The sequence below is a fragment of the Kocuria sp. PD6 genome (genome assembly GCF_031844145.1).
Lineage (GTDB): Bacteria > Actinomycetota > Actinomycetes > Actinomycetales > Micrococcaceae > Kocuria > Kocuria marina.
Genome location: NZ_JAUZUS010000028.1, coordinates 1 through 5706 on the forward strand (window position 1 = coordinate 1; position 5706 = coordinate 5706).

The window sequence follows — 5706 nt, forward strand, 5'->3', positions numbered from 1 at the left end:
GGTGTGGTTTGTTGTTTGTCAACTCAATAGTGTGTCTAGTTTGTTGATACCAAAGTTTTTTTGTTTTTGGTTGATGGCCTGATGGCCCCTGGGGTGTTTTCCCGTTTCCTGGGGGTGTTGGGTGTCAGCTGGGATCCTGCCCTGGTTCTGCTGCGCTGTGTGGTGTGGTGGTGGGGTGGTTTCTGTTGAATGTTTTTTGACGGAGAGTTTGATCCTGGCTCAGGACGAACGCTGGCGGCGTGCTTAACACATGCAAGTCGAACGCTGAAGCTTGGTGCTTGCACTGGGTGGATGAGTGGCGAACGGGTGAGTAATACGTGAGTAACCTGCCCTTGACTCTGGGATAAGCCTGGGAAACTGGGTCTAATACTGGATATGACCTCCTGTCGCATGGTGGGGGGTGGAAAGGGTTTGTACTGGTTGTGGATGGGCTCACGGCCTATCAGCTTGTTGGTGGGGTAATGGCCTACCAAGGCGACGACGGGTAGCCGGCCTGAGAGGGTGACCGGCCACACTGGGACTGAGACACGGCCCAGACTCCTACGGGAGGCAGCAGTGGGGAATATTGCACAATGGGCGCAAGCCTGATGCAGCGACGCCGCGTGAGGGATGACGGCCTTCGGGTTGTAAACCTCTTTCAGCACGGAAGAAGCGAAAGTGACGGTACGTGCAGAAGAAGCGCCGGCTAACTACGTGCCAGCAGCCGCGGTAATACGTAGGGCGCAAGCGTTGTCCGGAATTATTGGGCGTAAAGAGCTCGTAGGCGGTTTGTCGCGTCTGCTGTGAAAGCCCGGGGCTTAACCCCGGGTGTGCAGTGGGTACGGGCAGACTTGAGTGCAGTAGGGGAGACTGGAACTCCTGGTGTAGCGGTGAAATGCGCAGATATCAGGAAGAACACCGATGGCGAAGGCAGGTCTCTGGGCTGTTACTGACGCTGAGGAGCGAAAGCATGGGGAGCGAACAGGATTAGATACCCTGGTAGTCCATGCCGTAAACGTTGGGCACTAGGTGTGGGGGACATTCCACGTTTTCCGCGCCGTAGCTAACGCATTAAGTGCCCCGCCTGGGGAGTACGGCCGCAAGGCTAAAACTCAAAGGAATTGACGGGGGCCCGCACAAGCGGCGGAGCATGCGGATTAATTCGATGCAACGCGAAGAACCTTACCAAGGCTTGACATACACCGGATCGGCTCAGAGATGGGTTTTCCTCCTTGTGGGGCTGGTGTACAGGTGGTGCATGGTTGTCGTCAGCTCGTGTCGTGAGATGTTGGGTTAAGTCCCGCAACGAGCGCAACCCTCGTTCTATGTTGCCAGCACGTGATGGTGGGGACTCATAGGAGACTGCCGGGGTCAACTCGGAGGAAGGTGGGGATGACGTCAAATCATCATGCCCCTTATGTCTTGGGCTTCACGCATGCTACAATGGCCAGTACAATGGGTTGCGATACCGTGAGGTGGAGCTAATCCCAAAAAGCTGGTCTCAGTTCGGATCGTGGTCTGCAACTCGACCACGTGAAGTCGGAGTCGCTAGTAATCGCAGATCAGCAACGCTGCGGTGAATACGTTCCCGGGCCTTGTACACACCGCCCGTCAAGTCACGAAAGTTGGTAACACCCGAAGCCGGTGGCCTAACCCTTGTGGGGGGGAGCCGTCGAAGGTGGGACTGGCGATTGGGACTAAGTCGTAACAAGGTAGCCGTACCGGAAGGTGCGGCTGGATCACCTCCTTTCTAAGGAGCACGCTGACCGGCCGGGTGGCTGGTGGCCCCACAGACCACGAGATCGTGGTGCGCCGTTGAGACGGTGGTGGGTGTTTTGCTCATGGGTGGAATATCAGCAAGCGGACACGGATACTACGCACACGGGAACACTGCTGGCTTGGATGGTTGGTGGTGGTGTGTGTGGGGTTCGTGGTGGCACATTGTTGGGTTGTCGATCAACAAGTTACGTTGGTTGGTTTCCTGGGGCACTGACGCATCCATTGTGGTGGGTGTGTGGTGTTGGTGGGTTGTTGTTTGTCAACTACATAGTGGACGCGAGCATCTTTGACGCCGCGTGCATCTGGTCACACGTTGATCATGGTCGAGGGGTTTTCGGATTCCTGGTTGTGGTGGTGTGGTGGGTGTGTGTGGTGTGTTCTTTGATGATTGTTTTGTGTTGTGTGGCGTAGAAGTTGTTACGGGCACACGGTGGATGCCTTGGCATCAGGAGCTGATGAAGGACGTGGAAATCTGCGATAAGCCTCGGGGAGTTGATAAACGAGCTGTGATCCGAGGGTCTCCGAATGGGGTAACCCGGCTGCGTATCATGCGTGGTCACTCGTATCTGAATTCATAGGGTGCGAGGAGGAACGTGGGGAAGTGAAACATCTCAGTACCCATAGGAAGAGAAAACAATAGTGATTCCGTGAGTAGTGGCGAGCGAAAGCGGATGGTGGCTAAACCGGTTGTGTGTGATACCTGGCGAGGGTTGCATGATCGGGGTTGTGGGATGCGTTGTTCTCGGGGTCGCCACCCCGGGCGCTGTGGCGCTGTGGTAGTCGAACTGGTGGTGAGTGCCAGACCGTAGGGGGTGTGAGTCCCGTAGACGAAACCGTGGTGTGCGTGGTGTGACGTTGTTCCCGAGTAGCACGGGGCCCGTGAAATCTCGTGTGAATCTGCCAGGACCACCTGGTAAGCCTGAATACTTCCTGATGACCGATAGCGGATCAGTACCGTGAGGGAATGGTGAAAAGTACCCCGGGAGGGGAGTGAAATAGTACCTGAAACCGTGTGCTTACAAGCCGTTGGAGCCTTTTGGGGTGACAGCGTGCCTTTTGAAGAATGAGCCTGCGAGTTAGTGTTACGTCGCGAGATTAACCCGTGTGGGGTAGTCGTAGCGAAAGCGAGTCTGAATAGGGCGTTGTGTAGTGGCGTGATCTAGACCCGAAGCGGGGTGATCTACCCATGGCCAGGTTGAAGCGCGTGTAAGAGCGCGTGGAGGACCGAACCCACTTCAGTTGAAAATGGAGGGGATGAGCTGTGGGTAGGGGTGAAAGGCCAATCAAACTCCGTGATAGCTGGTTCTCCCCGAAATGCATTTAGGTGCAGCGTTGCGTGTTGCTTCCCGGAGGTAGAGCTACTGGATGGCTGATGGGCCCTACAAGGTTACTGACGTCAACCAAACTCCGAATGCCGGTGAAGTGTAAGCGTGGCAGTGAGACTGTGGGGGATAAGCTTCATAGTCGAAAGGGAAACAGCCCAGACCATCAACTAAGGCCCCTAAGCGTGTGCTAAGTGGGAAAGGATGTGGAGTTGCTTAGACAACCAGGAGGTTGGCTTAGAAGCAGCCACCCTTGAAAGAGTGCGTAATAGCTCACTGGTCAAGTGATTCCGCGCCGATAATGTAGCGGGGCTCAAGTACACCGCCGAAGTTGTGGCATGACACCGTATAGCTGAGCCGTTTGTGGTTGAGGTGGTGTTGTGGGTAGGGGAGCGTCGTTGGGGTAGTGAAGCTGCGGGGTGACCCAGTGGTGGAACCTCAACGAGTGAGAATGCAGGCATGAGTAGCGATAGACGGGTGAGAAACCCGTCCGCCGGATGATCAAGGGTTCCAGGGTCAAGCTAATCTGCCCTGGGTGAGTCGGGACCTAAGGCGAGGCCGACAGGCGTAGTCGATGGACAACGGGTTGATATTCCCGTACCGACGAAGAACCGACCCTATCGAACCGGGGATACTAACCACCCGAACCACCACGATCCGTGGCCGTTTACGGTCATGGGAGTGTGTGGGGAGCGTGGGACCTGATCCGGGGAGGTAAACGTGTTAACAGGTGTGACGCAGGAAGGTAGCCGAGCCAGGCGATGGTTGTCCTGGTCTAAGCATGTAGGGCGATCCGTTGGTAAATCCGCGGGTCATGGGCCTGAGATGTGATGGGACTCTCTTAGGTGAGGGAATTCGGTGATCCTATGCTGCCAAGAAAAGCATCGACGTGAGGTTCTAGTCGCCCGTACCCTAAACCGACACAGGTGATCAGGTAGAGAATACTAAGGCGTTCGAGAGAATCATGGTTAAGGAACTCGGCAAAATGCCCCCGTAACTTCGGGAGAAGGGGGGCCCTGGTTGGTGAACACCCACGCGGTGTGAGCTGGTCGGGGTCGCAGAGGCTAGAGGGAAGCGACTGTTTATCAAAAACACAGGTCCGTGCGAAGTCGTAAGACGATGTATACGGACTGACTCCTGCCCGGTGCTGGAAGGTTAAGAGGACTCGTTAAACCCTTCGGGGTTGAAGCGGAGAATTTAAGCCCCAGTAAACGGCGGTGGTAACTATAACCATCCTAAGGTAGCGAAATTCCTTGTCGGGTAAGTTCCGACCTGCACGAATGGAGTAACGACTTCCCTACTGTCTCAACCATGAACTCGGCGAAATTGCAGTACGAGTAAAGATGCTCGTTTCGCGCAGCAGGACGGAAAGACCCCGAGACCTTTACTATAGTTTGGTATTGGTGTTCGGTGTGGCTTGTGTAGGATAGGTGGGAGACTGTGAAGCCGTCACGCTAGTGGTGGTGGAGTCGTTGTTGAAATACCACTCTGGTCACTCTGGATATCTAACTTCGGCCCGTGATCCGGGTCAGGGACAGTGCCTGATGGGTAGTTTAACTGGGGCGGTTGCCTCCTAAAGAGTAACGGAGGCGCCCAAAGGTTCCCTCAGCCTGGTCGGCAATCAGGTGTTGAGTGTAAGTGCACAAGGGAGCTTGACTGTGAGAGTGACAGCTCGAGCAGGGACGAAAGTCGGGACTAGTGATCCGGCGGTACATTGTGGAATGGCCGTCGCTCAACGGATAAAAGGTACCTCGGGGATAACAGGCTGATCTTGCCCAAGAGTCCATATCGACGGCATGGTTTGGCACCTCGATGTCGGCTCGTCGCATCCTGGGGCTGGAGTTGGTCCCAAGGGTTGGGCTGTTCGCCCATTAAAGCGGTACGCGAGCTGGGTTCAGAACGTCGTGAGACAGTTCGGTCCCTATCCGCTGCGTGCGTTGGAAATTTGTGGAGGCCTGTCCTTAGTACGAGAGGACCGGGACGGACGAACCTCTGGTATGTCAGTTGTTCCGCCAGGAGCACCGCTGATTAGCTACGTTCGGGATTGATAACCGCTGAAAGCATCTAAGCGGGAAGCTTGCTCCGAGATGAGATTTCCTGACCTCCTTTGTGGGGTGTGAGGTGCCCAGTAGACGACTGGGTTGATAGGCCAGATGTGGAAGCGTTGCAAGACGTGGAGCTGACTGGTACTAATACACCGAAAACTTCTACACACACAGCCTTCATTCGAAGAACGTGATGTTCGCGTCCACCATGTGGTTGACCACCAACAACCCCCACCCCGCTACCCGGCCTCGCAGGCTGGTGTATGGGGTGGGCCGGGGGTAGTGGTTGGTAACATAATATTGCTTGGTCCACGAAACACGGGACCCCATGGTTTCATCGCCTCACGCATGGTTGCTGGTAGTCACCGTGCAGGGGGTTGGTGGCAGGGTTTCCGGTGGTTATAGCGTGGGGGAAACGCCCGGTCCCATCCCGAACCCGGTAGCTAAGACCCACAGCGCTGATGGTACTGCACTCGGAAGGGTGTGGGAGAGTAAGACACCGCCGGGATTAACATGAAAGAAAGAAGTGGTCGAGGCCGCACCCCCTTTAGGGGGCGCGGCCTCCCACCATTTAACACGCC

Annotated in this window: 3 rRNA genes; all 3 read left to right on the top strand. The window is 55.7% G+C overall.

The features are described 5' to 3' along the window. Window positions 1–196 precede the first annotated feature (196 nt). Window positions 197–1729, top strand: a 16S ribosomal RNA gene (locus tag Q9R22_RS13185). Between the two features lie 436 nt (window positions 1730–2165). Then, a 23S ribosomal RNA gene (locus Q9R22_RS13190) occupies window positions 2166–5293 on the top strand. Between the two features lie 223 nt (window positions 5294–5516). Next, a 5S ribosomal RNA gene (gene rrf / locus Q9R22_RS13195) occupies window positions 5517–5633 on the top strand. The 16S, 23S and 5S rRNA genes sit together here, the layout of an rRNA operon. The last annotated feature ends 73 nt before the right edge of the window (window positions 5634–5706 follow it).